Here is a 24,493-nt window from a genome sequence, read left to right on the forward strand (position 1 = left end):
CAGGGGATGACGCACGTGCTCAACGAGGACGCCGGGACCACGACCGCTGACGGATACCTGGTCAAGGTGCCGGTGCGCTGGTCGGACATGGATGTCTACGCGCACATCAACCACGCCCGGATGGTGACGTTGCTCGAAGAGGCGCGCATTCCCTGGCTCTTCTACGACGGCCGACCGACCGCGCCCCTGCGCGACGGCTGCCTCGTCGCCGACCTACACGTGAGATATCAAGCGCAGCTGCGTCATTCCGAGGGGCCGATCGAGGTCACCATGTTCGTCGAACGCCTGCGGGCCGTCGACTTCACCGTCGGCTACGAAGTGCGCGCGGCGGGTGCCGACCCCGCCTCTCGCCCCGCCGTGGTCGCCAGCACACAGCTCGTCGCCTTCGACGTGGCGGCCCAGCGCATCGCCCGGCTCACCCCGGAACAGAAGGTCTACCTCGCCGGATTCCGCCGCCCTGCCGGGGAATCGGCCACACGCGGCGGGCCGAGTTGATGGAGCGGTTCATCGAGTTCGCGTCCTCGGACCGATCGAACGCCCTCGCGTTCCTCTCGCACGCAGTACGTCTCGACGATGCCGCCGTCGTCCGGGTGGTCGCGCGTTCGGACGGTCTGGTGGCCTTGTGGGCACATACCGGGTTCGACGTCCTCGCCACCCGGTCGGTGACCGGACGAATCGCGCCGACCGACATCGTGTGCGACGCTTCGACACTGCGTGCGACCGTCGAATCGGCCGGCCCGGGCACCGCGGTCGATCCCGGCTTCTCACTCGACAGTGCCTGGCGCGGAGCGCTTCCCGCTGCGGTCGGGTTCCGGCACATCGACGACGTACCCGCCCGCAGCGTGGTCGAACTGTCCCGAGAAGGCGCCCGGGTGGCGCGCGAGGAGGGGAGCGGGCACGGTCCCGCAACGGGTCTGCTCGATCAGGATGTCCTCGAGGTCACGTCGGAGGAGGGTGCGCTGCGGGCCGCGGTGAGCATGCGATCGGTCTTCGCCCTGACCGGCATGGGATTCATCCGCGACGCGGACGGACGAGCGGTCACCGAGACCTCCGACACCGGGGCGATCGCAGCCGACGAACCGGTACGAATCCGGATGTCGGCGGCGTGGATTCGGATCGATGCACGCTTCGGCTCGGTGTATCAGCGCCGGCACCGCGATCTCGCGGTCACCGTCCTGAACTAAACGGTGTGTCTCACGATGATCTCTCTTGTCGCCTGAGCTCCAGCCATGGTGATTCGCACTGGCCGCCACGCAGACACGATTATCTCGAAGTCGGAGGCCTGTCAGTACGTCGTGGTTCGATTTGTAGGACGTCCGGGACTTGGAAATGTGATGTATCGGGTCTTCGGTGACAGTTCTGAATCAGGACTTCGGTGACAGTTGGTGTGTCAGGACTTCGGTGACGGTCCGGTCTTCTTGGTGGGACGTGGGCCGCGCGGTCGGCTGTTGCCGACGTAGGTGATGCCGGGAGCGGGCCGGGGGTGTTCGACAATGACTTCTTGTTCGGTGCTGGCGATGACGATTACGTCCTCGTCGATGCCGACGAGGACCTGGTCGAAGGCGTGGTCCACATCGACCATGTAGGTGACTGAGTCCACGCTGATGGTGCCGGAAGTGCTGACAGTTCGTACCAGGACGCCCTCGGGCAGATCGGCGGGTGGGCGCGGCGCCGGCCGCGGGCGCGGTGTAGGTCGGTCGAACACTGACCCACCGGCTATCGGGTGTGGCGCATCGGCTTTCGGTGTGGCTTGCCACGCGGCCAGTGGTGTGACCCGCCCCGGCAGGCCCTGGTGAGGCCGTTGGGTGTTGTAGATGTGATCGAACGCGTCAACCTGGGCCTGCAACTCGGCCAGGGTGTCAGCCAATGGCTGCTTGTCCAGATACCGGAACAGCGTCTGATGGAATCGCTCGTTCTTTCCCTGCGTGGTCGGCTTGTAGGGCTTGCCGGTGATCGTTTCCACCCCGAGCACGCGGACGTGCTCGACGAGCTGGCCGAGACGTCCGCGCCGGGAGGGGTTGAGCGCGGGCCCATTGTCGGTGAGGAGTCGTTGAGGTACTCCGTGGGCGCTCACTGCTTTGTCGAACACGGCGATCGCAGCCTCAGCGGTTTCACCGTCGGCCACATGTGAGCCCACGGCGTAGCGCGAGTGATCGTCGATGAGCTGCAGGATGACGCACCTGCGGCCACCGGTCAGGACGTACTCGGTGCCATCGAGTTGCCAGCACGCATTCGGCGCCGGGTAGACGAACCGCCGCCACGCCGAGCGGGGCTTCTTCTTCGGCTCACGGCGAGCGACACCGGCTTCGCGGAAGATCCGGGCCAGCGAGGCCGTCGAAGGCACCTGCGTCAACCCCATCGACTGCATCTTGTCGTGCACGCTGATCGGCCCGTGATCCAGACCGGATGCTTCCAACGCGGCGCGCACGGCCACCGCCTGCGCTTTGACCTCCTCATTGAGCGCTGACGGGCTCGATTTCGGGCGGCGGGTACGGGGTTCCAGGACCGCCGCCGGCCCATCCACTCGTGCTCGTTTACGCAACTCGTAGAACGACTTCCGCGAAATCCCGTGTTCGGCGCAGAATGTCGAGACCGCTCCGCGGGGTGCATCATCAGGCCACTGCGAGATCGCCAGCCGCACGACAGGATCGATAGGTTCGTTAACTGCCACCGCCTGAGCGTCGAGTGCTCGCAGCGTGAACCGAAGACCAGGGTGCCGGCTTGGCTGCAGCCCATCGGGCATGTCACACCCGCTGAACGGAATCGACGCCTTGTCGCTTGCATTGACGTATGTCAATATTGACGAGTGTCGAATAAGAATCTTCTGCTGCCACCGGGCCGCGGCCTCAGTGGTGACCAGACCGGGGCCCTCACCCCACTGTTGAAGGCGCTTGCGGATCCGGTTCGGTTGCGGTTGTTGTCGGAGGTTGCCGCGCATCCGGGAGGCGAAGCCTGCGTGTGCGACATTTCCGGACCCTTCGAGTTGTCGCAGCCGACGATCTCACATCACCTGAAGGTGCTGCGCGAAGCGGGCTTGGTGACCAGTGAGCGCCGCGCGACGTGGGTGTACTACCGGGTGAACGCTGAAGCGCTGCAGCAACTGTCGGATCTGCTGGGCGATCTCGCTACGGTCGTGGGGGAAACACGCTCGTGTGAGGCCGACCGGTGACCGCCCCTGACACCGCGGTCGCGGGCAAGCTGTCGACGCTGGACCGGTTTCTGCCGGTGTGGATCGGCGCAGCGATGGTCGCCGGACTGCTGCTCGGGCGTATTGTTCCAGGCCTGGGTGACACGTTGGCCGCGGTCGAGGTCGATGGCATCTCGCTGCCGATCGCTCTCGGGTTGCTGATCATGATGTATCCGGTGCTGGCCAAGGTGCGCTACGACAAGCTGGACTCGGTCACCGGCGACCGCCGCCTGCTCCTCGGGTCGCTTCTGCTGAATTGGGTCCTTGGCCCGGCGTTGATGTTCGCGCTGGCCTGGCTGCTGCTCCCGGACTTGCCGGAGTACCGGACCGGACTGATCATCGTCGGGCTGGCCCGATGTATCGCGATGGTCATCATCTGGAACGACCTGGCGTGCGGTGACCGCGAAGCCGCTGCCGTCCTGGTCGCCCTGAACTCGGTGTTTCAGGTGGTGATGTTCGCCGTGCTCGGGTGGTTCTACCTCTCGGTGCTGCCCGGCTGGCTCGGCCTGGAACAGACGACCATCGACGCCTCGCCCTGGCAGATCGCGAAGTCGGTGCTGATTTTCCTCGGCATCCCTTTGGTCGCAGGCTATCTGACCCGCCGGATTGGTGAACGCACCAAGGGTCGTGAGTGGTACGAGTCGTCGTTCTTGCCGCGCCTGGGGCCGTGGGCGCTCTACGGATTGTTGTTCACGATCGTCATCCTGTTCGCGTTGCAGGGTGAGCAGATCACCTCGCAGCCCTGGGATGTCGTGCGGATCGCTCTGCCGCTGCTGATCTACTTTGCGGTGATGTGGGGCGGTGGGTTCGCGCTCGGCGCCGCGATGGGTTTGGGGTATGCGCGCACCACCACGCTGGCATTCACTGCCGCGGGCAACAACTTCGAACTCGCCATCGCGGTTGCGATCGCCACCTACGGTGCGACCTCCGGGCAGGCCCTGGCCGGGGTCATCGGACCGCTCATCGAGGTTCCCGTCCTCGTGGCCTTGGTCTATGTGTCCCTCGCGTTGCGGAAGCGCCTCACCGGCCCGACCGCCGCTGCCAGTTCCAGCCCAGACGGGGTGAAGGAGACCGCTCGCGATGTCTGAGTACATGTTGGACGAACGTCTGAGGCGCGGTGAACACCGCGCCCAACCTGAACTGTTGATGCCCCATACCGTGCTTGCCCGCACGGCCGCTGACCTGGCCGCAAAGTACGAGGGGGTGGTGTCTCGGCAGACGGTCGAACGCTGTGTCTTCGAGTCGTACACCGCGTTACGGCGCACCTCGCGGGTGCATGCGCACCTGACGACTCTCGCCGGCCGGTTCGCTGCCGATCGGTTACGCGCCCTGGCCCAGGCCGAGGGTTCAGTGCCCAAGGATGTGCCCGAGGTGTTGTTCATCTGCGTGCAGAACGCCGGGCGCTCGCAGATGGCTGCCGGACTGCTAACCCATCACGCCGCCGGGCGAGTGCATGTGCGCTCGGCCGGATCGGTGCCGGCTCATTCGATCAACCCGACCGTCGTGGAGGCGATGTCTGAGATCGGTGTCGATCTGGGGACCGAGTACCCCAAGCCGCTCACCGACGATGTGGTCGCCGCCGCTGACGTGGTGGTATCGATGGGTTGCGGCGACGCGTGCCCGATCTATCTCGGCAAGCGTTACCTGGACTGGACGGTCTCTGATCCGCAGGGCCGCCCCCTCAACGAGGTTCGCGCGATCCGCGACGATCTCGATACCCGAGTTCGCGAGCTCTTGGTCGAGCTCGCGACCGAACGTGTGTGACTTTCCCGAGCTTCCACCATCCCCGAAAGGGCTTGTCTGTCATGTCTTCCTCTCGACCCAGCGTGCTGTTCGTGTGCGTCCACAACGCGGGCCGCTCGCAGATGGCCGCCGGTTTCCTCACCGCACTCGGCCACGACAGCGTCGAGGTCCGCTCCGCCGGATCCACACCCGCCGACTCGATCAACCCTGCTGCCATCGAGGCGATGGCTGAAGTTGGTATCGACATCTCTGACCAGTCACCCAAGATCCTCACCCCCGACGCCGTCGAATCCTCCGACGTCGTGATCACCATGGGCTGTGGCGATGCGTGCCCGGTATTCCCCGGCATCAGCTACCGCGACTGGGCCCTCGACGACCCAGCAGGTCAAGGCATTGACGCGGTCCGCCCGATCCGCGACCAGATCCGCAGGCTCGTCGAGGATCTGCTCGACGAACTCGCACCCGCCGACCAGCAGGCCGGCCGATGAACACGCCACCGCAGGTGCTGTTCGTGTGCGTGTCCAACCGCGGAAAATCGGTGATGGCCGAATATCTCACGCCCACGGTCACCCACGAGATCGCAGCATCATCGGCTGGAACCAGTGCGAAGATCGGCGGGCAGGTCAACGAACTGTCTGCCCAGGTGCTCGCCGAAGTCGGCGCCGATGTCGCCGGCCACCAGCCGCGGCAACTGACCGACGAACTGATGCAGGCTGCGGATCTCGTCGTGGTGGTCGGCACCGCCGAGGTCACGCCCCCGCCTGGTGTGGTCCTCGAAGTGTGGGACACCGATGAGCCCTCGCAGCGGGGCATCGACGGCGTCGAGCGGATGCGGCTGATCCGCGACGACATCACTCACCGCATTCGCGCTCTCGCCGACCGACTCACGCGGTAGGCGAGAACGCGACCCGCGGCTCGTCAGCAGCAGGCTGTGCGTGCCTCGGCCGGGTTGGCGGCGCTGCCGCCGCAGCACACCGAACCCGGTTCGGTGTCCTCAGTGGTGGTCTGTTCCAACAGTTTCGGGCTGGTCCCGAACGTGTCGGAATCAGCGAGCACGGTGTAGACCTCCCACTTCTCCTGCGCCGGGCCGGTCACCCACACCTTGTCCTGCGTCGCGAAACAACAGGTCGAGTTGATCTCCTCCTGGGTGAACAGGCCCTCCCCGGACAGCCGGGCGATCTCGGCGTGCACCTTCTCGCTGGATTCGACCTCGACACCGAGGTGGTTGATGGTGCCGCCCTGGCCCGGATTCTCCAGCAGCACCAGCTTCAACGGCGGCTCGACGACTGCGAAGTTGGCGTATCCCGGCTTGCGTTTGGCCGGGGTGGTGTTGAACAGCTTGGAGTAGAACTCGATTGCGGTATCGAGATCATCAACATTGAGCGCGAGCTGCATACGGGACATGGCCATCACCTTCACCTGTGAGACATATATCGAACTACGGTCACCCTGCAGGGTGCCTACCTTTTCGACATATGTCAAGTGACAGGGTATGGTCGGGGCATGCCGAAGACGTTGCCGATGGTCGACATCAGTGCCCCGATCTGCTGCGCCCCGGTATCGGCAGCCCCGCTCGATGACGACACCGCGCTCGAGATCGCGTTGCGGCTCAAGGCTCTTGCCGATCCCGTGCGCATCAAGCTCGTGTCGATCCTGCTCGCCGACACCGGTGACGGAATCTGCACCTGCGATCTCGCGACCGCGGTCGGCCTCACCGAGGCGACGACCAGCCATCACCTGGGTCAGCTCCGTAAGGCCGGCATGGTGAGCCCTGACCGCCGAGGAATGAACGTCTACTACCGCGCACAACCCGACTCGCTAGAAGCACTGCGCAACGTCCTCAGCGCCACCACCGGGTGCTGCTGAACCGGTGCAGACGTTGACGTCGCGGCATTCCACTAGCACCGCCAGAGCCCTGGACTGACGGGCGGGCTGAGGAAGTCACGACCACATAGCTTGCGTCAGGTCAGTCTCTCGCATAGGCGAGCGCGCACCCACCACCCTTGTGCACAACCGGACCGAGCCCACCAACAGTGCGGTGCCGCGACAGGCGGACATTGCACAGATGATCGGCTCCTCGACTGTCGTTCACAGCGAAGTGTCACCACCAAGACCACTCACACTGTCACCGATGTCCTGATGCGGAAGTGTCACCGATGTCCTGCGAGATAACATCCGGGACTTGGAAAAATCAAGCCTTGACTCGAACATATTTTCGAGTACGATGGTGTCATGTCATCGGGGGCGGGGGCCGGATCCACGGCGGTGGACCCATCACAGGAGTCCGTCGAACCGCGCTTTCGTCCCGACCATGAACTCTCCGCATCCGAACTCGTCGAGGTCCTCAACCACTGCGCGGGCTTGGCGGCAGCGTCCGCGCATCGAATGATGGTCGTTGCCAGCCTCATTCACGATGAACGCGAGATGGATTACGCGCAGCGCCGCGCCGAGACGCACAGCGGCGAACTCGACTCCATCGAAGCCTTCGAGCACCTATCAGCGCGAGTGGCCGCCGGCGAGAACCCCTACGAGCCATTCGGGCCCAACGGTCTCGAACAAGCCATCGCCGAAGTCGGCGCCACCCTCACCGTGACACCGGCCGAGGCGAAAGACCTCATCGAGGCCGGCGACGCACTGCGCTACCGACTCTCCTTCACCGGGCACGCACTGGCGTGCGGTCGAATCGACAAGCGCCGCTTCCTCATCGCTCTCAAGCGCACCGATCTCATCACCGACGACGAAGAGATGCAGACCGTCGACGCCCATCTCGCCGAAGCGATCTTCGCCCGCCCACCGATGTCGACGGCCCGGTTCACCGCCATGGTCGATTCGATCGTCGCCAAGTGGGCACCCGACGCGATCCGCCGACGCAAGGAGCGAGTGAAGTCCGACCGCAAGGTGACGGTCACCCCCGATCGGTTCACGCCGGGGCAGTCCCGGATCTCCGGGACGCTGCCCGATGCTGATGCCGCCGAGTTCGACGCCCGCCTGACGGCGATGGCCACCGCGGTCCACGCCGGTGACCCTCGAAAGTTGGCCAATCGCCGGGTCGATGCCCTCAAAGCACTTTCGCGCGGCGAAGCCGCCATCACCTGCCTATGCGACGACTGTCGACCTGCCGCAACCGAACCCGACACAGCACCAGATTTCGACCCAGCGACAGTGGATACCGCCGAGCCGCCTGCACCAGCTGCTGAGATGGTGGATGCGGACACCTTCGTCGACCCGTCAGCCCCCGACACCGCTGCCGATGACCCGGCCGCGCCGACCGACTCGGCGTCGGACTCGCTGGCGCCGCGCGCGACCTTTCACATCGTGGTGAACCTGTCGACCCTGATCGGTCTCGACGACGATCCCGCGTTCCTCGACCGCCATGGCATCATCGACGCCGACACCGCGCGAGAACTCCTCGCCGAAGCGCGACGCACCTACATCCATCCCGCACCGACCCCCGCCGCGCCACTGGCATCGGCTCCCGAGGCAGACAGTTCGACAACGCGGTACACCCCGTCGAAGAAGCTGCAGGCGCTGGTGCGTGCCGGCGAACTGTGCTGCACCTTCCCCGGCTGCAACGCCCCGGTCTGGCAGATCGACCTCGACCACACCGAACCCTTCGATCACACCGACCCGCGGCGCGGTGGCCCGACCGATGCGCGCAACCTCAAACCGCTGTGCCGCTTCCATCACCGCATCAAGACCTTCACCAGCTGGCAGGACCACCAAGACGAGTCCCGCACCGCCTGGTTCACCACACCCACCGGTCACATGTTCGTCGGCAACGCCTTCAGCGGACGCGACCTGTTCAACAAGCTCTTCCCCAGACGATCACCCGATCACCCCGCCCGCGACCGACTCACCAAGCAGCGCGACAACGACTTCCGACGCCACCAACGCGCCGAGAAGCGCTGGAACGACGCCAACCCGCCGCCCTTCTAGCAGCGTTTCACGATTGTCTTGCTTGCTATCGACGGCGGTGAGGTGCCTGCGTGCCCCTCACGTGGTCCGCGGCCGGCTGCCCGAGTTCAGTCACACCAGCCAGGCCGCTGCGTCCGGCGCCAGCATCCCGTCGACGAGAGGTGAACTGACGAGCAGCAATTCGCCGGGCGGAAGGGGCACCGGCTCATCGCCGGCGTTCAGCGCACAGACCAGCTGACCCTCGGAACGACGGAACGCCAGGCATCCCTCCGGCGCGCCGTACCACTCGAGGTGCTCACCGGTGAACTCCGGACGGGTCACCCTCAGGTCGAGGGCTGCGCGGTACAGCGACAGCATCGACCCCACGTCCTCGAGCTGGGCTTCGACAGTGAGCGCGCGCCACGAATCCGGGATCGGCAGCCAGGTCTCGGACGTCGCACTGAATCCGAAGGGCGGCTCGGTCCCCTCCCAGGGGATCGGGACGCGGCAGCCGTCCCGCCCGCGTTCGGTGCGTCCGGACCGTTCCCACACCGGGTCCTGGAGTGCGTCGTCGGGCAGGTCGTCGACGTTCGGCAGTCCCAGTTCGCTGCCGTTGTAGAGGAAAACCGTTCCGGGCAGCGCCATTTCGACGACGAGCATCGCTCTTGCGCGCCTCGTGCCGCGCTCGAGGTCGAGTGCCCCGGTCTCCGGGTCGGCGACGGCGTATCGCGTGACCTCGCGGGCGACATCGTGATTGGACAGCGTCCACGTCGGAGTACCGGACACCGACAACACCGCGTCGAGTGAGTTCTCGATGGCCTCCCTGATCGCACCGGATTCGAACGGCGCCTTGGCGAGCCGGAAGTTGAACCCGAGGTGCAGTTCGTCGGGACGCAGGTACTCGGCGAATCGCTCGTTGTCGCTGACCCAGATCTCACCGACGTTGGCTGCCCCGGGATACTCGTCGAGGACCTTGCGGATCTTGCGGTGGATCTCGTGCACCGCATAGTTGTTGAAACGAGGGTCGTCGTCGGAGTTCTGCAGCAATTTGGTCGCCGACAGATCCATGTCGGGCAGGTCCGCGGGTTTGGCCATGCCGTGCGCGACGTCGATGCGGAAGCCGTCGACACCCCGATCCAGCCAGAAGCGCAGCGTCTTCTCGAGATCGGCGAAGACGTCCGGGTTCTCCCAGTTCAGGTCCGGCTGCTCCTTGGCGAAGATGTGCAGGTACCACTGTCCCGGCGAGCCGTCGGCCTCGGTGACCCGGGTCCAGGCAGGTCCGCCGAAGATGCTGTGCCAGTTGTTCGGCGGCTCGTCGCCGTCGTCACCGAGGCCGTCCCGGAAGATGTACCGCTCGCGTTCGGGACTGCCGGGGGCCGCGGCCAGCGCGGCCTGGAACCACTCGTGCTGGTCACTCGTGTGGTTGGGGACGAGGTCCATCGTCACCCGGATGTCGCGTTCGTGGGCCTCGGCGATGAGCTCGTCGAAGACGTCGAGGTCGCCGAAGAGGGGATCGACGTCCCGGGGATCGGAGACGTCGTAACCGTGATCTGCCATGGGAGAGGCCATGATCGGACTGAGCCAGATCGCATCGATCCCGAGGAGTTCGAGATAGCCGAGTTTGTCGATGACACCGGCGAGATCGCCGACGCCGTCACCGCTGACATCGGAGAACGAGCGCGGATAGATCTGATAGAACACCGCGGACTTCCACCACGTGGTGTCAGCCGGATCCAGCTGCGACACAACGGGTGGTGCGACCGGTGCGTCGGCGGCGACGACGGCCTCGCCGGCAGCCGGCTCCTCGAGCGCATCGACGTCGGACTCGATCGCGCCGTCGTCGGACTCGATCGCGCCGTCGTCGAACGCGACGTCGGACTCGATCGCGCCGTCGTCGAACGCGACGTCGTCGGGCTGACCCCCGTCGGATGGCTCGGCGGGGACGACCTCTGGTGTCTCATCGCTCACCGTGGTCATTGTGCCCTACCTGAGTTTTCTCGGAGAAATCCAGGTCAGTCGGCGAGTCGGGCGGCGTGTCGGGACAGAAAACGCTCTCAGATGGGTGAATTCATCATCGATTGCGCAGCCATCTCCATGTAGTCGATCAGCGCCTGGCGGTGGGGTGCGTCGAGCGTGTCGTCGTCGATGGAGGCGATTGCGGTGTGCATACAGCGCAGCCACGCGTCCCGCTCGATGGGACCGACGCGGAAGGGGTTGTGACGCATGCGGAGTCGGGGGTGGCCGCGCTCATCGGAGTAGGTTCGCGGGCCGCCCCAGTACTGTTCGAGGAACATCCGCATCCGACGCTCGGCCGGACCCAGGTCCTCCTCGGGATACAGCGGGCGCAGCACCTCGTCGCGCGCCACCTCGCGATAGAACACAGCCGTGAGTCGCCGGAACGTCTCGGCACCGCCGACCTCGTCGTAGAAGGTCCGCGCGGGGGTTGCCGGCGCCGGTGCGGTCGGAGGGGATGTGTTGGGTTCGCCAGTCACCCTCGCCATTGTCCTCACCCGGGCGCGGTGTCTCAACGTCGACGCCGGGTCGGCCCCGTGAGCTGGCCGGACACCGTGAAACAGCTGTCACGGGGACCGCCACCGTGGTGGACTTGTGCTCGGCGGGGTGGCGGGAGGCGAGATGACGCACAGATCACACGCGAAGACGGGACGCGGGCAGATCCGTCCCGCTCCCGGCGCCGGGGCCTGGACACGCCGCCGGGTGCTGCTCCTCAACGCCACGTACGAGCCGCTGACGGCCGTGACGGTCCGGCGTGCGGTCGTCCTCATCCTCCGTGATCGCGCCGATCTGGTGCACGCCGACGAACAGGGCGAGGCGGTGCACTCCGTGGGTGGTGCGGTCCCGGTTCCGACCGTGATCCGCCTCCGCAGATACGTCCACGTGCCGTACCGGGCGACCGTGCCGATGACCCGGGCCGCTCTGATGCGTCGTGACCTGAACGGGTGCGGCTACTGCGGTGCACGGGCGACGACGATCGACCACGTGGTCCCGCGGAGTCGGGGCGGGACGCACACCTGGGAGAACTGCGTGGCGTGCTGTGCCTCGTGCAATCACCGGAAGGCGGATCGTCTGCTCGGGGAGCTGGGGTGGACGCTGCGGACGGTTCCGACCGTGCCGAAGGGCAGGCACTGGCGTGTGCTGGCCACCATCAAGGACATCGATCCGGCGTGGCTGCAGTACCTCGATGCCGGCGCCGCGTGAGGGGCATGATCCGGTCGCACGGGGTCGCCTCACACGTCTACGACGCGCTGTAGGCCCCCGTGGGCCGGGCGGCGGCCAGTGGGTTAGATTGATCAACGATGACCTGCGCCGACAACCGGGCGGGTCCGGCGCGACCATCGAAAGGGTGACATGGACGTCGACAGCCTGATCGTCCCCATCGGAGTGCCAGTCACGATTCTCACGGTGCTTGCTGTTCTGCTCTGTGTTGTCGCGATGGTGTTCTCCTCCGGGGTCAAGTACCCGAAGGTCGAGGAATACACCCTCGACCAGCAGTGGGAACACGCACCGCTTCTCTTCAGTGCCACCGACATCGAACCGATGGCACTTCCGCGGCATGCGGAACCCGGCGACGTCGATGGGAGCTCGGCCAGTGGCAAATGGTGAGGTTACGCACGCAAATGTGAGCGCCGAGGTCGCGGCCCGGTCGGCCGCCGAACTGCCGCTGGGCGCCGTCTTCACCAACAGCGGTCGCATTTCCGCGGCACGCTACCCGGCCGACGCTCCGACGACGCCGCCGTTCAGCAAGAAGGATCTGATCGCGCTCGACGAGACGCTCAAGGCCGCCAGCGAGAAGGCCCTCGTGCGCTTCTCGGTCTACATCGGCGACCTCGACGGTGAGCTGGAGACCAGCGCCCGTGCGATCCTCGCGAGATCGCCCGAGCCCGCGTACGGCACCCTCATCGCCGTCTCCCCGAACTCGCGTGACGTGGTCATCGTCTCCGGCAACAAGGTGTCCACCCGCGTGAACGATCGCGTCGCGGCTCTCGGTGTCACCGCCGCGGTCACCGGCTTCCGTCAGGGCAACCTGATCGACGGGCTGATCGCCTCGCTGCGCGTGATGGCCACCGCCGCCGCCGGCGGCTGATCGCTCGCACACCCAGATACACGAAGGCCGCCCCACCATTCCGGTGGGGCGGCCTTCGTCGCGGGTCGTCAGTGGGTGAGGACCTTCTCGTGGGCTCCGCGAGCGGTGGGGTCGTCGTCGAGTTCGTCGTCGACCATGTTGCTCTCGTCGAACGGATCCCGGCCGGACAGCACGTCGTCGACGCGCTGCTTGTCGATGGTGCTGGTCCACGAGCCGACGAGCAGCGTCGCGACCGCGTTGCCGGAGAAGTTGGTGACCGCGCGCGCCTCCGACATGAACCGGTCGATGCCGACGATGAGGCCGACGCCGTCGAGCATGTCGGGGCGATGGGCCTGGAGTCCGCCGGCGAGGGTGGCCAATCCCGCACCGCTGACGCCAGCGGCGCCCTTCGACGCGATGATCATGAACGCGAGCAGGCCGATCTGCTCACCGACCGACAGCGGGTCGCCCATCGCGTCGGCGATGAAGATCGACGCCATCGTGAGGTAGATGGCGGTGCCGTCGAGGTTGAACGAGTACCCGGTCGGCACCACGACGCCGACAGTGGTCTTCTCCACGCCGAGGTGCTCCATCTTCGCGATCAGGCGAGGCAGCGCGGACTCCGAGGACGACGTCGCGAAGATCAGGATGTACTCGCGGGTGAGGTACTTGACGAGTTTGAAGATCGAGACGCCCGACACGGTGCGCAGCAGCACTCCGAGCACGCCGAACACGAACACCAGGCAGGTCAGATAGAACGCGAGCATCAGCGTCAGCAGCTGCTGGACCGCGGCCCAGCCGGTCTGTCCCACGACGCTGGCGATGGCGCCGAACGCGCCGATCGGGGCCACCCAGAGCACCATGGTGAGCACCTTGAAGACGAGCTTCTGGAAGTAGGAGACCGCGGTGAGGATCGGTTCGCCGGTGCGGCCCATCGCCTGGATCGCGAACCCCACGAGCAGCGCGACGAACAGCGCCTGCAGGACGCTGCCCTCGGTCAGCGCGGACAGCATCGATTCCGGGATGATGCCCTGGATGAAGTCGAGGGTTCCGCCCGACTCGTGTGCGTCCTCGGCGAGTTCCTGGCCCTTGCCCGACACCGAATCGATGTTCAGGCCGTCGCCCGGCTGGATGATGTTGCCGACGACCAGGCCGATGGCCAGCGCGACCGTCGACATCGCCAGGAAGTAGACGAACGCGAGTCCGCCGACCTTGCCGACCGTCGCCGCCTTGCGAACCGAGCCGATGCCCAACACGATCGTGCAGAAGATGACCGGGGCGATCATCATCTTGATGAGGCTGACGAACATGGTCCCCAGCACTCCGAGGTCCTTGCCGACGCCCGGCGCGACGAGCCCGACCACGACGCCCGCGATCACCGCGATGATGACACCGATGTACAGCCAGTGGGTGCGGTCGCGCTTGGTCTTGGATGGCGTGTCGGCCGTATCGTCGGGCATCGTCACGATGGGATCGGAACCGTCCCCGGCCGGTGAGTCGCCGGACCTACCTCGAATGTTCCTCGGTGATTCTCTCCTCGTACACCTCGGACAACAGTGATTAGGATTGTGGGCCGATGTGGTGACGCGGGTCACGATTGTGTTCATTACGTTCACCCCCAGCACGTCCGGAGTCATCACTTCGGACAGGAACGAGGTCGGCAGGGATGCGGTGGTACCCGCGCACGCTCGCCGGACAGGTCGCCGCGCTCGCATTGGCGGTCTTCGCGGTGGTCGTCGTCGCCGAGAGCGTTCTGGCGGCCGTCGACGCCCGCATCGACGCGAACCGCGCGGCGAGGGCCGAGGTGACAGCGGTGGCGGTCAGCCTGGCGGAGTCGCCGTCGACCGTCGCCGCCCTCACATCTCCGGATCCCAGCGCGGTGCTGCAGCCGGTCACCGAGCGGGTGCGCGCGGCAACCGGGATCGCGTTCATCACCGTGCTGGCGCCCGACCGGACCCGCTACACCCACACCGAGACCCGGCGCGAATCGGCGAACCGTATCTGGGGAGCATCGACGCGGCATTGCGCGGGCAGACCGTGACCGAGAACTACACCGGCACGCTGGGCCCGTCGATCCGGACGATCGTTCCCGTCCGTGATGCCGACGGCCGGGTGGTGGGGATGGTCGCTGCCGGGATCACCCAGCGCTCGCTGACGTCGGCGTGGCGTGGCCAGCTGCCGATGATCGCCCTCGCCGCGTTCGCGGCACTGCTCACCGCCGTCGGCGGCGTGTGGTGGATCCGGCGACGACTGCTGCGGCAGACCGGTGGACTCGCGCCCGACGAGTTACGGCTGATGTACGACCACCACGACGCCGTGTTGCGTTCCGTGCGCGAGGGATTGGTCGTCGTGGAGGACGGGCGACCGGCACTCGTCAACTCCGAGGCGCACCGCCTGCTCGAGATCGGACCCGACACGGCCCCCGCGGACCTTCCCGCCTTCCTCACCGACGGCGACGAGGAGACGGACGTGACCTACGCCGACCGCGGCCGGGTGCTGCTGGTGAGTCGTTCCCCGGTGGCCGGCCGACGCGCGTCGTCGGTGGTCACCATCCGTGACCGCACCGAGCTCTCGGAGGCGATGGGCGAACTCGACTCGATGACGCGGTTCGCCGAGGCCCTCCGATCGCAGGCGCACGAGGCGGCCAACCGGTTGCACACGATCGTCGCCCTCGTGGAGATGGGCCGGCCCGACGAGGCGATCCGGCTGGCGACGACCGAGTTCGAGCTCTCCCAGCACCTCATCGACCGGATGACCCAGGCGGTGGCCGAGCCCGCGCTGGTCGCCCTCCTGCTGGGGAAGACGGCGCAGGCGGCCGAACGCGGGATTGCGCTGTCCCTGACCGAGGAATCGCAGGTGAGTGACGCCGCCACCGGGCTCCTCACGCCCGGTGAGATGATCACGGTCGTGGGCAACCTGATCGACAACGCCCTGGACGCCTGCGACCCCGCGGACCCGTGGGTGGAGGTGACGGTCGTCGGGGACGACCGCGTGCTCGACATCGTCGTCGCCGACAGCGGCAGCGGCATGGATGCCGACCTGCTCGCACTGGCGACCACTCGGGGTTACTCGACGAAGCCCGGAGGTGACGCCGCCGGGCGCGGCCTCGGTCTCGCCCTCGTCGCCCAGGTCGTCGCGCGTCGGCACGGGACGATGAGCGCCGAGAACACCTACGGCTCGGTCATCTCGGTACGCGTGCGCGCCGACGCGGGGGAGCGCGGACGATGATCCGCGTCCTGATCGTCGAGGACGAACCCGTGATCGCCGAGGCGCACCGCGATTATCTCGTCCGGCTGGGCGGATTCGAGGTCGTCGGTGCCGTGTCCACCGCGCAAGAGGCGCTGCGGATGGCCACCGCCGGACCGGTGGATCTGGTGCTGCTCGATCTGGGTCTGCCCGACGCACGTGGCGTGGACCTCGCCTCGGCGCTGTCGGGTGTCCGCCCGGCGCCCGACGTCATCGCGATCACCGCCCAGCGCGACCTCGCCACCGTCCGGAGCGCGATGTCGCGCGGGGTGCTGCTCTACCTGCTGAAACCCTTCACCTTCGCCGCGTTCCGGGAGAAGATCGAGCAGTACCTGCGCTACCGCGAAGCCCTCACCGGCGACGCCGACGCGGTCAGTCAGCGCGACGTCGACCGGGCGCTCGCCGAGCTGCGCACGAGCGACACCCGTCGGTCGGCGAAGAAGGGCGCGGCGCCGCAGACCGAGGACGCGGTCAGCCGGGCGGTCCGTGACAGCCCCGACGGGCTGACCGCCTCGGAAGTGGCGCGCGCCCTCGGATCGTCGCGGGTCACCGCCTGGCGCTACCTCGAGCGGCTCGCCGACGACCATGTACTCGAACGCGATACCGAGTACGGCTCGGCGGGCCGCCCGCAGGTGCGCTACCGGTGGCGACGGCGCTGAACCCGGCGTCCGCGGGGTTCAGCTCTCCTGCGCGTCGTAGGCGCGCGCCCGCAGCGAGCGGGCGACGCCGTCGCGGCCCTCGGAGATCAGCCGCTTCAGCGCAGACGGGTGGTCCCCGGACAGGAAGTCCTCGGCGAGGTCGAGGGCATGCTGCGACATCGCCCAACTCGGGTACAGGCCGATGACGACGGTCTGCGCGACCTCGCTCGACCGGCGTGCCCACACCTTCGGAACCGCCTCGAAGTACTTCTCCACGTAGGGCTCGAGGAGTTCGCCCTGGCCGGGACGGGCGAATCCGCCGATCATGGTGCGGGTGTACACATTCGACAACGAGTCGTCCTCGATGGCGCGAGTCCAGGTGTCCGCCTTGGCCTCTGCCAGCGGACGCGCCGCCCGCGCCAGCGCCGCCGAACGCGTGCCGGTGGCGGTGTTGTCCCGCTCGGCCTCGGCGTCGATGACCGGGGTCGACTCCGGGTCGGTGTCGATCGCCCCGGCTGTGGCCAGCGCGGTCACCAGCTTCCACCGCAGGTCCGTGTCGACGGCGAGACCCTCGAGCCCGTGGTCGGCGGGATCCGCGCCCTCGAGCAGCGCCCGGGCCACCTCGGTGTGGTCGTCGTTGATAAGGCCGCCGAGCCAGGTGTTGACGAACGCCAGCTGATGGTCGGAACCCGGCTCGGCCGCGCGGGCGAGTTCGAGCATGCGCGAGCTGAATCCGGGACGGCCCGTGGTGGCCGCCCACTCCGGGTCGGCATAGGATTCGATGGCGGTCGTCGCCTGCAGCAGAACTCGTTGCACCACACCGATTTCCGACTCCCCAGCGATGCCCTGCCGAACGAGTTCGACGAAGTCACGGGCACGCATCTCGGCCTGACGGGTCATCTCCCACGCCGCCGACCAGACCAGGGTGCGCGGCATCGGATCGCTGATGTCGCCGATCCGGGCGGTCGCCGTCGCCAGCGACTCCGGATCGAGCCGAACCGAGGCGTAGGTGAGGTCACCGTCGTTGAGCAGCACCAGATCTCCACGATGCACACCGACGAGGTCGGCGACGTCGGTGCGCTCGCCCTCGATGTCGAGTTCCACACTGTGCGTCTGCTCGATGGCACCGGATCCGTTGTCGGCGTAGACACCGACGCGCAGTCGGTGTACCCGGGTCTCGCCGGCGCCCGGGGCGGCGCCGTCCTGGACGATGGTGAACCGCGTGAAGGCGCCGGAGTCGTCGACCTCGAAGTCGGGCCGGATGACGTTGATGCCCGTGGTGCGCAACCACTGGTCGCCCCAGTCCGACAGGTCCCGGCCCGACGACTTCTCCAATGCGCCGAGGAGATCGGCGAAGGTGGCGTTGCCGAACTGGTGCGCGGCGAAGTAGCTGCGCAACCCGGCGAGGAAGTCCTCGAGGCCCACGTAGGCGACCAGCTGCTTGAGGACCGACGCGCCCTTGGCGTAGGTGATGCCGTCGAAGTTGACCTCGACGGCCGCGATGTCGGGGATGTCGGCCGCGACCGGGTGGGTCGAGGGCAGCTGGTCCTGCCGGTAGGCCCAGGACTTCTCGACGTTGGCGAATGTCGTCCAGGCGCTGGCGTATTCGGTCGCCTCGGCCTGGCACAGCACGGACGCGAAGGTCGCGAACGACTCGTTGAGCCACAGATCATCCCACCACTGCATGGTGACCAGGTCGCCGAACCACATGTGGGCCATCTCGTGCAGGACGGTCTCGGCGCGGCGCTCGTAGAGGTACTTGGTCACGCGGGACCGGAAGACGTAGTCCTCGAGGAAGGTCACGGCGCCGGCGTTCTCCATCGCGCCGGCGTTGAACTCGGGGACGAACAGCTGGTCGTATTTGCCGAAGGCGTAAGGGATCCCGAAGTTCTGGTGGTAGAAGCCGAAGCCCTGTTTGGTCTCGGTGAACAGGCGCTCGGCGTCCATGTGCTCGGCGAGCGATGCGCGGCAGTAGATGCCGAGCGGGATGTCGCCGTGCTCGTCGGAGTAGACGTCGGTCCACTCCGCATACGGCCCCGCGATGAGCGCGACCAGATAGGTGCTCATAGGTACTGTTTCCCGGAAGCGGTGCACCACAGTGGATGTGGAGCCGTCCGGTTCGCCAGGGGCCTCCGCGTGCGCGGCGTTGGAGATGACCTTCCAGTCCGCGGGAGCGGTGACGGTCACCGTGTAGGTCGCCTTGAGATCGGGCTGATCGAAGCAGGCGAACATCCGCTTGGCGTCGGCCGTCTCGAACTGTGAGTACAGGTACACCGAGTCGTCGGACTGGTCGACGAAGCGGTGCAGACCTTCGCCGGTGTTGGAGTACGCGCAGTCGGCGACCACAGTGAGCGTGTTCTCGGCGGCGAGGCCCGACAGCGGGATACCCACTGATTCGTCGAAACCGGAGACGTCGAGGTCGGCTCCGTTGAGGGTGGCCGAGATCAGGGTGGGTGCCACGAGATCGACGAACGTCTCGCTGCCCTCCGTCGCGGTGAACCGCACCGTCGTCGTCGAGCGGAAGGTCTCGGTCCCGGGCGCCCCGGAACCGTCGGTGAGGTCGAGGTCGATCTGGTAGTTCGACACGTCGAGAATCGCTGCGCGGTCGCGGGCCTGGTCTCTGGTGAGGTTCGGAGCAGTCACGCAGGCCAGCTTATCCAGGTCAGGACTCCGGCGGTGCTCCACGCAGTCCGGTGGGGTTCAGGATCGCCCGTGCGATCGTCTCGAGTTCGGCGGTGACCCCGGGCCGGGACCGCAGCTGCGGCGACTCGATGATCTCGCACGCGTAGCCGAACAACGCCTGGGCGAGCGCATTCGCGTCGGCCGCGGTCAGCAGTGGGTTACGGGACCGGATTGCGTCGATCCATTCGGCCCGGTAATCCGTCTGCGCGTTCCGGAGCTGCGTCTGCTCGGTGTCCGGCAGATACATGAGGTCGCTGGTGAAGACGGGCATGATGCGGCCGTGGACGTCGAGTGCGTACTCGACGAAGACGCGGATGAGCACGTCGAGGGGGTCGTCGGAACCGGCGCGGCTCAACGCATGGGCGGTGACGTAGAGGATTCCCTGCACGCCGCGCCACAGAACGGCCAGCAGGAGATCGGATTTGCCCGACACCTCCTGATAGAGCGTCGCGATCGAGACGTCGGCCGTGCGGGCGATCTCGTCGATCCGGACGTCGGGGAACCCCCGCTCGGAGAACAACTGGGTGGCGGCGTCGAGAATCCGCTCGCGACGGGAGGCGGGGCGACGGTGCGCGGGCGCGCGCTCGGCATCGGGGCCAGGCTCCGGTGGCCTCGGCAACCGGCACGCGAAGATCGAGTCCGCCACGGCGCGCTGAACCTCCATGAGGCGGGCGGGCGACAAGGAGCCCCGCATCCCGGAGGTGTTGGAGTACACGCTGAGTGCAGCGGCACCCAGCATCGCCGCGTCCGACGGCGCGACGTCGGGACGCGCCGCTGCGACCAGTGCGGCGAAGTGCTCACTCAACTGGGCGAAGTATCCGCGCATGACGTCGAGTTCGGCCGGCTGCAGATGCCGTTGTTCGCGGCGCCACAGCGTCGAGACATCCCGATGCGCGGTGAGATCGCCGAGGCCGTCGAGGAGTAGCGAGAGCTGCTCGTCCGGCGAGCGGCCGTGCTCCTCGGCGTCGGCCATGAGTGTCGCGACGAGCTCCACCTGCGTCGTCAGCGCTTGCGAGAGGATGTCGTGTTTGCCGGGGAAATGTCGGTACACCGCCGGCCCGGTGAGACCGACCGCGGCGCCGATCTGCTCGATGCTGACGTTTCGGAATCCCGCGTCCTGGAACAGTCTTGTGGCGGCCCGGACGATCTGTGTCGAGCGCTGTCCGAGAGATCGGGGTTCGAGCGGCCGGAGACGCGCGCCCACCCGGGCGGGTTCGTCCGGATCGGACGGTGGCGACGACGGCATCCCGGGTCCTCTTCCTCGGCGGTTCTTGCACCATCTCACACCGTGCCCGGACCGGGCCCCGCGAATCCACAGCGCCGGCGACTGCTCCGCGCATCGGGAACAGTTCGAACCGCCGGGGTGTTGAGCCGTCCGACGGCGCCACCGGCCGATCGTCGGCGGCACGTGTTCAATGTCGACTCTCGAGAGGATGTTCCATGTCAGAGCAGGCCCAGCCCACCGATCGCGTCGATTTCTGGTTCGACCCGCTCTGCCCGTGGTGCTGGATCACCTCACGCTGGATCCTCGAGGCCGAGAAGGTCCGGCCGATCGAGGTCAATTTCCACATCATGAGCCTCGCCGTCCTCAACGAGGGCAAGGACATCCCCGAGGAGTACCGCGAGGGCCTCAAGCACGCCTGGCGTCCGGTCCGGGTCATCGCCGCCGCCGCCGCGCAGAAGGGTGACGAGATCCTGGCGCCGCTGTACACGGCGATGGGGACCCGCATCCACAACCAGGGCATCAAGGATCTCGACGAGGTCATCGCGGGCGCGCTCGAGGAGATCGGCCTCGACGCCTCGCTCGCCGAGGCCGCCGACGGCACCGAGTTCGACGAGGTCATCCGCGAGAGCCACCACGCCGGGATGGACAAGGTGGGCGACGATGTCGGGACGCCCACCATCCACGTCAACGACGTCGCCTTCTTCGGCCCCGTGTTGTCGCGGATCCCGCGTGGTGAGGACGCCGGGACGGTGTGGGACGGTGCGCGCGCACTCGCGTCCTACCCCCACTTCTTCGAGCTCAAGCGGACGCGCAACGAGGATCCGCAGTTCGACTGATCGGGTTCGGTTGCGCGACAGCGGTTCCGTACGTCAGAAGCGTGGTGGCGGTTCGATGCCGTTGGGCAGTCCGTCGGGCGCGAGCGTCGCCGGATGGGGAGGCGGCGGCACCGCCACCACGTTTCCGCTCCCGACGCCCCGGACGATCTGGCTCGGACGCAGCAGCATCGCCCCCGCGCGGGTCCGGTCGCGAAGTGCGGCTGCCCGCCAGGTCAGCACCGGATGCGACGACATCGCGTTGGTCAGAAAGGTGAAGAACCCGCGCTCGTGGGTCGCCCGGTCGGCGAACTGGTCGAAGTCCACCGCCGAGAGCATGTACTTGCCGGCGGCCAGGACACCCATCGCCCCGGGCGCCCCACCGGGTCTGGCGTAGTACCCGTAGTTGTCCGCGCTGTACTCCTGCGCGCGGGACAGGGCGGCGCCGAGCACCGGGATGTTCATGCCGACGATCGTCGACAGCTGTCGCCAGTACGAGGTGTGCCCGGCGGCGATGTGCCCGACCTCGTGGCCGATGATGAACTCGAGCGCCTGCGGGTCCTGGGCGGCGCCGCCCACCTCGAACAGGTCGGAGTACACGACGACGAATCGCCGGAACCCGTGCCCGGAGGCGAATGCGTTGATCGCTCCGTTGCCGAGGACGACGTAGGCATCCGGCACGTACTCCAGTCCGAAGCGGGCTGCGGCTTCGACGACCATCCGGTGTCCGGCGGGGAACTGGGTCGGCGTCATCTGTACGCCGTTGACCCGCGGTGATGCATAGGTCAGGCCGCGGATCACGAACAGCAGGAGCGGAAACAGCAACGCGCCCAACAGGAGTTGATCGAGGGTGCCCAGCGCCACGAGGACGATGATCGCCGCGTACCCGAGCACCGTCGCGAGGATCACCAGCACGAGGGTGGGGATCTCCCAGGGGTGCAGCCGCGGCCGCGCGGCGTAGTGCGCCGGGCGCAGCCACCGTCGACCGGGATCGGCCGGCGCGGGTGGCGGCGGGTCGGCGACACCGGGCACGTTGGGGATCGGCGCCCCGGAGGCGGGTGTGCCGGCGGCCGGCTCGCGGGGGACGGGCAGGGGCGTGTCCACGCCCTCAATCTATAGTGACGCCATGCGTGTCTACCTCGGTGCCGACCATGCCGGATTCGAACTCAAGAACCAGATCGCAGACCACCTCCAGGCCACCGGCCACGAGGTCGTGGACTGCGGTGCCCACGAGATGGACCCCGCCGACGACTACCCGGCGTTCTGCATCGCCGCCGCGGCCAAGACCGTCGCCGACCCCGGCAGCCTGGGAATCGTCCTCGGCGGCAGCGGCAACGGCGAACAGATCGCCGCGAACAAGGTCCCCGGCGCGCGCTGCGCACTCGCCTGGAGCGTCGAGACCGCCCAGCTCGCCCGTCAGCACAACAACGCACAGCTCATCGGCATCGGCGGCCGGATGCACAGCACCGCCGAGGCGCTGGCCATCGTCGACGCGTTCCTGGCCACCCCGTGGTCGGAAGAGGCGCGGCACCAGCGGCGCATCGACATCCTCGCGGAGTACGAGCGCACCGGCGAGGCTCCCGAGGTGCCGGGGGCCCCGGCCCAGTAGGTCTCGGCCGAGTCCGTGCCCGAGGGCCACACTCTCCATCGACTGGCCCGCCGGCAGCAGCGACTGTTCGGCGGGCAGCGGGTTCGCGTCAGCAGCCCGCAGGGTCGCTTCGCCGACGGTGCAGCGATGGTGGACGGACTCACCTTCCACGCGGCCGAGGCCTGGGGCAAGCATCTCGTCCATCGTTACCGGGACGGGCGTGCCGAACGAATGGTGCACATCCACCTCGGGCTGTACGGCTCGTTCACCGAACTCGCGGTGCCCGTGCCGGAACCGGTCGGGCAGGTTCGACTCCGCATCGAGACCGAGACCGCCGGAACGGACCTTCGGGGTCCGACGGCGTGTGAGATCTACCACCCCGCCGATCTCGAGGCGTTGGTCGCCCGACTCGGTCCGGATCCGCTGAGACGCGACGCCGACCCCGGCCGGGCATGGTCGGCGATCTCGCGGTCCGCGCGGCCCGTCGGCGCCCTGCTGATGGACCAGAAGGTCATCGCCGGGATCGGCAACGTGTATCGCGCCGAGATCCTCTTCCGCGCCGGCATCGATCCGATGAGACCCGGAAAGCGTGTTCTCCGAGACGAATTCGACGCTCTGTGGTCCGACCTGGTGACTCTCATGAAGATCGGCGTGCGTCGTGGACGCATTCACGTGATCCGGCCCGAAGACGATTCCGGGGCGCCGTCCTACGCCCCGAACCGTCCGCGGACCTACGTGTACCGGCGGGCGGGCGAGCCATGCCGGATCTGCGGGACACCCGTCCTGATCGCCGATCTGGAGGCCCGAAAACTGTATTGGTGTCCCGTCTGCCAGACCTGACAGGTTACTGCCCGGTCGGTGTGGATAGCCGAACCTTAGTAGCATGTGCGGAGCCGTGAGGTTCTTACTCATGCGAACGGTCGGGGAGACAAGAGGGGGCAGTGTGACAATCAGCGAAAGCATCCGGTCTCATGCCGGACTGATCTCGCGGGGCGAGGTGTCCCCACTCCGAGACGTACCTTTCCACGGCGCGGCCGACGCGCCGATCACCCGCCGTGTGCTGGTCGGTGGCGACCTTTTCCCGGAAGCCGAGAAACGCGTCGTGGCACACGAGATGCGGGCCGTCTCGGCGGCTTCACGTGACTACTGCGAGCCGCACGTGCACGACTGCCCGGAGATCAACATCCTGCTGTCGCTCGACCGTCTGGTCTACGAGATCACGCTGGGGGACGAGGTCTACGAGGTCGAGGCGCCCGCCAGCATCTACATACCGGCCGGCCTGGTGCACAGCGCCAACGTGATCGAGGGCAGCGGTTTCTTCGTGGCGATCATCGAGACCGCCGACTACGTCGCCAAACCGCCACCGGCGCAAGCGTCCTGATCGGTCACGGCTGCGA

Annotated in this window: 25 protein-coding genes and 1 pseudogene; 18 read left to right on the forward strand and 8 right to left on the reverse strand. The window is 67.3% G+C overall.

Going from position 1 to position 24,493, the window contains the following annotated elements; translation table 11 throughout:
- The first annotated feature begins 6 nt into the window (after positions 1–6).
- Positions 7–495 (forward strand): acyl-CoA thioesterase, encoded by a 489-nt coding sequence (locus tag MVF96_RS09895; RefSeq protein ID WP_065629020.1) that lies wholly within the window; start codon positions 7–9, stop codon positions 493–495.
- The gene (locus MVF96_RS09900) at positions 495–1,184 is read left to right on the forward strand and encodes a DUF8010 domain-containing protein (RefSeq protein ID WP_058250035.1); all 690 of its coding nucleotides are present in this window, start codon (positions 495–497) and stop codon (positions 1,182–1,184) included. Before MVF96_RS09895 ends, MVF96_RS09900 begins: the two co-directional genes overlap by 1 nt.
- A gap of 206 nt (positions 1,185–1,390) precedes the next feature.
- On the opposite strand, the gene MVF96_RS09905 is transcribed toward MVF96_RS09900, so the two are convergent.
- Positions 1,391–2,743 (reverse strand): integrase core domain-containing protein, encoded by a 1,353-nt coding sequence (locus tag MVF96_RS09905; RefSeq protein ID WP_472891427.1) that lies wholly within the window; start codon positions 2,741–2,743, stop codon positions 1,391–1,393.
- A 63-nt stretch (positions 2,744–2,806) separates the two neighbouring features.
- On the opposite strand from MVF96_RS09905, the gene MVF96_RS09910 reads away from it, so the two are divergent.
- Genes MVF96_RS09910 through MVF96_RS09930 form a run of 5 tightly spaced genes read left to right on the forward strand, consistent with a single transcriptional unit; the run spans position 2,807 to position 5,825 of the window.
- Positions 2,807–3,169, forward strand: a complete 363-nt coding sequence (locus MVF96_RS09910; protein WP_137811031.1) for an ArsR/SmtB family transcription factor — start codon at positions 2,807–2,809, stop codon at positions 3,167–3,169.
- Complete coding sequence (gene arsB / locus MVF96_RS09915; RefSeq protein WP_137811030.1) at positions 3,166–4,275, forward strand: ACR3 family arsenite efflux transporter; 1,110 nt, start codon at positions 3,166–3,168, stop codon at positions 4,273–4,275. Before MVF96_RS09910 ends, arsB begins: the two co-directional genes overlap by 4 nt.
- Positions 4,268–4,951, forward strand: a complete 684-nt coding sequence (locus MVF96_RS09920; protein ID WP_137811029.1) for an arsenate reductase/protein-tyrosine-phosphatase family protein — start codon at positions 4,268–4,270, stop codon at positions 4,949–4,951. The genes arsB and MVF96_RS09920 overlap by 8 nt, the downstream gene beginning before the upstream one ends.
- A 41-nt stretch (positions 4,952–4,992) precedes the next feature.
- The gene (locus tag MVF96_RS09925) at positions 4,993–5,418 is read left to right on the forward strand and encodes an arsenate reductase ArsC (RefSeq protein ID WP_137811028.1); all 426 of its coding nucleotides are present in this window, start codon (positions 4,993–4,995) and stop codon (positions 5,416–5,418) included.
- Complete coding sequence (locus MVF96_RS09930; protein WP_137811027.1) at positions 5,415–5,825, forward strand: arsenate-mycothiol transferase ArsC; 411 nt, start codon at positions 5,415–5,417, stop codon at positions 5,823–5,825. The genes MVF96_RS09925 and MVF96_RS09930 overlap by 4 nt, the downstream gene beginning before the upstream one ends.
- 23 nt (positions 5,826–5,848) lie before the next feature.
- Here MVF96_RS09930 and MVF96_RS09935 read toward each other — a convergent pair whose 3' ends face one another.
- Positions 5,849–6,334, reverse strand: a complete 486-nt coding sequence (locus tag MVF96_RS09935; RefSeq protein WP_171011717.1) for an ArsI/CadI family heavy metal resistance metalloenzyme — start codon at positions 6,332–6,334, stop codon at positions 5,849–5,851.
- A 99-nt stretch (positions 6,335–6,433) separates the two neighbouring features.
- Between MVF96_RS09935 and MVF96_RS09940 the strand changes: the two genes are divergently transcribed.
- Together MVF96_RS09940 and MVF96_RS09945 are read left to right on the forward strand one after the other, a co-directional pair.
- Positions 6,434–6,796, forward strand: coding sequence for an Rv2640c family ArsR-like transcriptional regulator (locus MVF96_RS09940; RefSeq protein ID WP_137811025.1), 363 nt, complete (start codon positions 6,434–6,436; stop codon positions 6,794–6,796).
- Between the two features lie 366 nt (positions 6,797–7,162).
- Positions 7,163–8,866 (forward strand): HNH endonuclease signature motif containing protein, encoded by a 1,704-nt coding sequence (locus MVF96_RS09945; protein ID WP_247451922.1) that lies wholly within the window; start codon positions 7,163–7,165, stop codon positions 8,864–8,866.
- 90 nt (positions 8,867–8,956) lie between these two features.
- On the opposite strand, the gene MVF96_RS09950 is transcribed toward MVF96_RS09945, so the two are convergent.
- Positions 8,957–10,801, reverse strand: a complete 1,845-nt coding sequence (locus MVF96_RS09950; protein ID WP_247451923.1) for a glycoside hydrolase family 13 protein — start codon at positions 10,799–10,801, stop codon at positions 8,957–8,959.
- A gap of 77 nt (positions 10,802–10,878) precedes the next feature.
- Positions 10,879–11,325, reverse strand: coding sequence for a globin (locus MVF96_RS09955; RefSeq protein ID WP_223259061.1), 447 nt, complete (start codon positions 11,323–11,325; stop codon positions 10,879–10,881).
- A 133-nt stretch (positions 11,326–11,458) separates the two neighbouring features.
- Between MVF96_RS09955 and MVF96_RS09960 the strand changes: the two genes are divergently transcribed.
- The 3 genes from MVF96_RS09960 to MVF96_RS09970 all read left to right on the forward strand — a co-directional run bounded on the left by MVF96_RS09960 (position 11,459) and on the right by MVF96_RS09970 (position 12,926).
- Positions 11,459–12,040, forward strand: a complete 582-nt coding sequence (locus tag MVF96_RS09960) for an HNH endonuclease (RefSeq protein WP_058250289.1) — start codon at positions 11,459–11,461, stop codon at positions 12,038–12,040.
- Between the two features lie 150 nt (positions 12,041–12,190).
- On the forward strand, positions 12,191–12,445 hold the full coding sequence (ctaJ, locus tag MVF96_RS09965; RefSeq protein WP_058250036.1) for an aa3-type cytochrome oxidase subunit CtaJ: 255 nt from the start codon (positions 12,191–12,193) through the stop codon (positions 12,443–12,445).
- Positions 12,432–12,926 (forward strand): DUF5130 family protein, encoded by a 495-nt coding sequence (locus MVF96_RS09970; RefSeq protein WP_189340153.1) that lies wholly within the window; start codon positions 12,432–12,434, stop codon positions 12,924–12,926. The genes ctaJ and MVF96_RS09970 overlap by 14 nt, the downstream gene beginning before the upstream one ends.
- A gap of 68 nt (positions 12,927–12,994) precedes the next feature.
- On the opposite strand, the gene MVF96_RS09975 is transcribed toward MVF96_RS09970, so the two are convergent.
- Positions 12,995–14,365 carry a cation:dicarboxylate symporter family transporter gene (locus MVF96_RS09975; RefSeq protein WP_247451924.1) on the reverse strand — a complete coding sequence of 457 codons (1,371 nt, stop codon included), beginning with the start codon at positions 14,363–14,365 and terminating at the stop codon, positions 12,995–12,997.
- Between the two features lie 206 nt (positions 14,366–14,571).
- Between MVF96_RS09975 and MVF96_RS09980 the strand changes: the two are divergent.
- Positions 14,572–16,133, forward strand: a pseudogene (locus MVF96_RS09980) (sensor histidine kinase).
- Positions 16,130–16,810 carry a response regulator gene (locus MVF96_RS09985; protein ID WP_058250040.1) on the forward strand — a complete coding sequence of 227 codons (681 nt, stop codon included), beginning with the start codon at positions 16,130–16,132 and terminating at the stop codon, positions 16,808–16,810. The pseudogene MVF96_RS09980 and the gene MVF96_RS09985 overlap by 4 nt, the downstream one beginning before the upstream one ends.
- 18 nt (positions 16,811–16,828) lie before the next feature.
- Here the strand turns inward: MVF96_RS09985 and pepN are convergent, their stop codons facing one another.
- Together pepN and MVF96_RS09995 are read right to left on the reverse strand one after the other, a co-directional pair.
- Positions 16,829–19,432 (reverse strand): aminopeptidase N, encoded by a 2,604-nt coding sequence (pepN, locus tag MVF96_RS09990; RefSeq protein ID WP_247451925.1) that lies wholly within the window; start codon positions 19,430–19,432, stop codon positions 16,829–16,831.
- Positions 19,433–19,451: 19 nt separating this feature from the next.
- The gene (locus MVF96_RS09995) at positions 19,452–20,717 is read right to left on the reverse strand and encodes a TetR/AcrR family transcriptional regulator (protein WP_247451926.1); all 1,266 of its coding nucleotides are present in this window, start codon (positions 20,715–20,717) and stop codon (positions 19,452–19,454) included.
- Positions 20,718–20,911: 194 nt separating this feature from the next.
- Between MVF96_RS09995 and MVF96_RS10000 the strand changes: the two genes are divergently transcribed.
- Positions 20,912–21,532, forward strand: coding sequence for a mycothiol-dependent nitroreductase Rv2466c family protein (locus tag MVF96_RS10000; RefSeq protein ID WP_078113592.1), 621 nt, complete (start codon positions 20,912–20,914; stop codon positions 21,530–21,532).
- A 33-nt stretch (positions 21,533–21,565) separates the two neighbouring features.
- Here the strand turns inward: MVF96_RS10000 and MVF96_RS10005 are convergent, their stop codons facing one another.
- Positions 21,566–22,612: a M48 family metallopeptidase gene (locus tag MVF96_RS10005; protein ID WP_247451927.1), complete on the reverse strand. Its 1,047-nt coding sequence runs from the start codon at positions 22,610–22,612 to the stop codon at positions 21,566–21,568.
- 22 nt (positions 22,613–22,634) lie between these two features.
- Between MVF96_RS10005 and MVF96_RS10010 the strand changes: the two genes are divergently transcribed.
- The 3 genes from MVF96_RS10010 (at position 22,635) to MVF96_RS10020 (ending at position 24,477) form a co-directional block, all read left to right on the forward strand.
- Entirely contained in the window at positions 22,635–23,117 is a 483-nt protein-coding gene (locus MVF96_RS10010; RefSeq protein ID WP_137809326.1) for a ribose-5-phosphate isomerase, read from the forward strand.
- Positions 23,118–23,132: 15 nt separating this feature from the next.
- Positions 23,133–23,936 (forward strand): Fpg/Nei family DNA glycosylase, encoded by an 804-nt coding sequence (locus MVF96_RS10015; RefSeq protein ID WP_165630202.1) that lies wholly within the window; start codon positions 23,133–23,135, stop codon positions 23,934–23,936.
- A 103-nt stretch (positions 23,937–24,039) separates the two neighbouring features.
- The gene (locus tag MVF96_RS10020) at positions 24,040–24,477 is read left to right on the forward strand and encodes a cupin domain-containing protein (protein WP_247451928.1); all 438 of its coding nucleotides are present in this window, start codon (positions 24,040–24,042) and stop codon (positions 24,475–24,477) included.
- The last annotated feature ends 16 nt before the right edge of the window (positions 24,478–24,493 follow it).

Origin of the sequence: Gordonia hongkongensis (assembly GCF_023078355.1) — a bacterium.
GTDB lineage: Bacteria > Actinomycetota > Actinomycetes > Mycobacteriales > Mycobacteriaceae > Gordonia > Gordonia hongkongensis.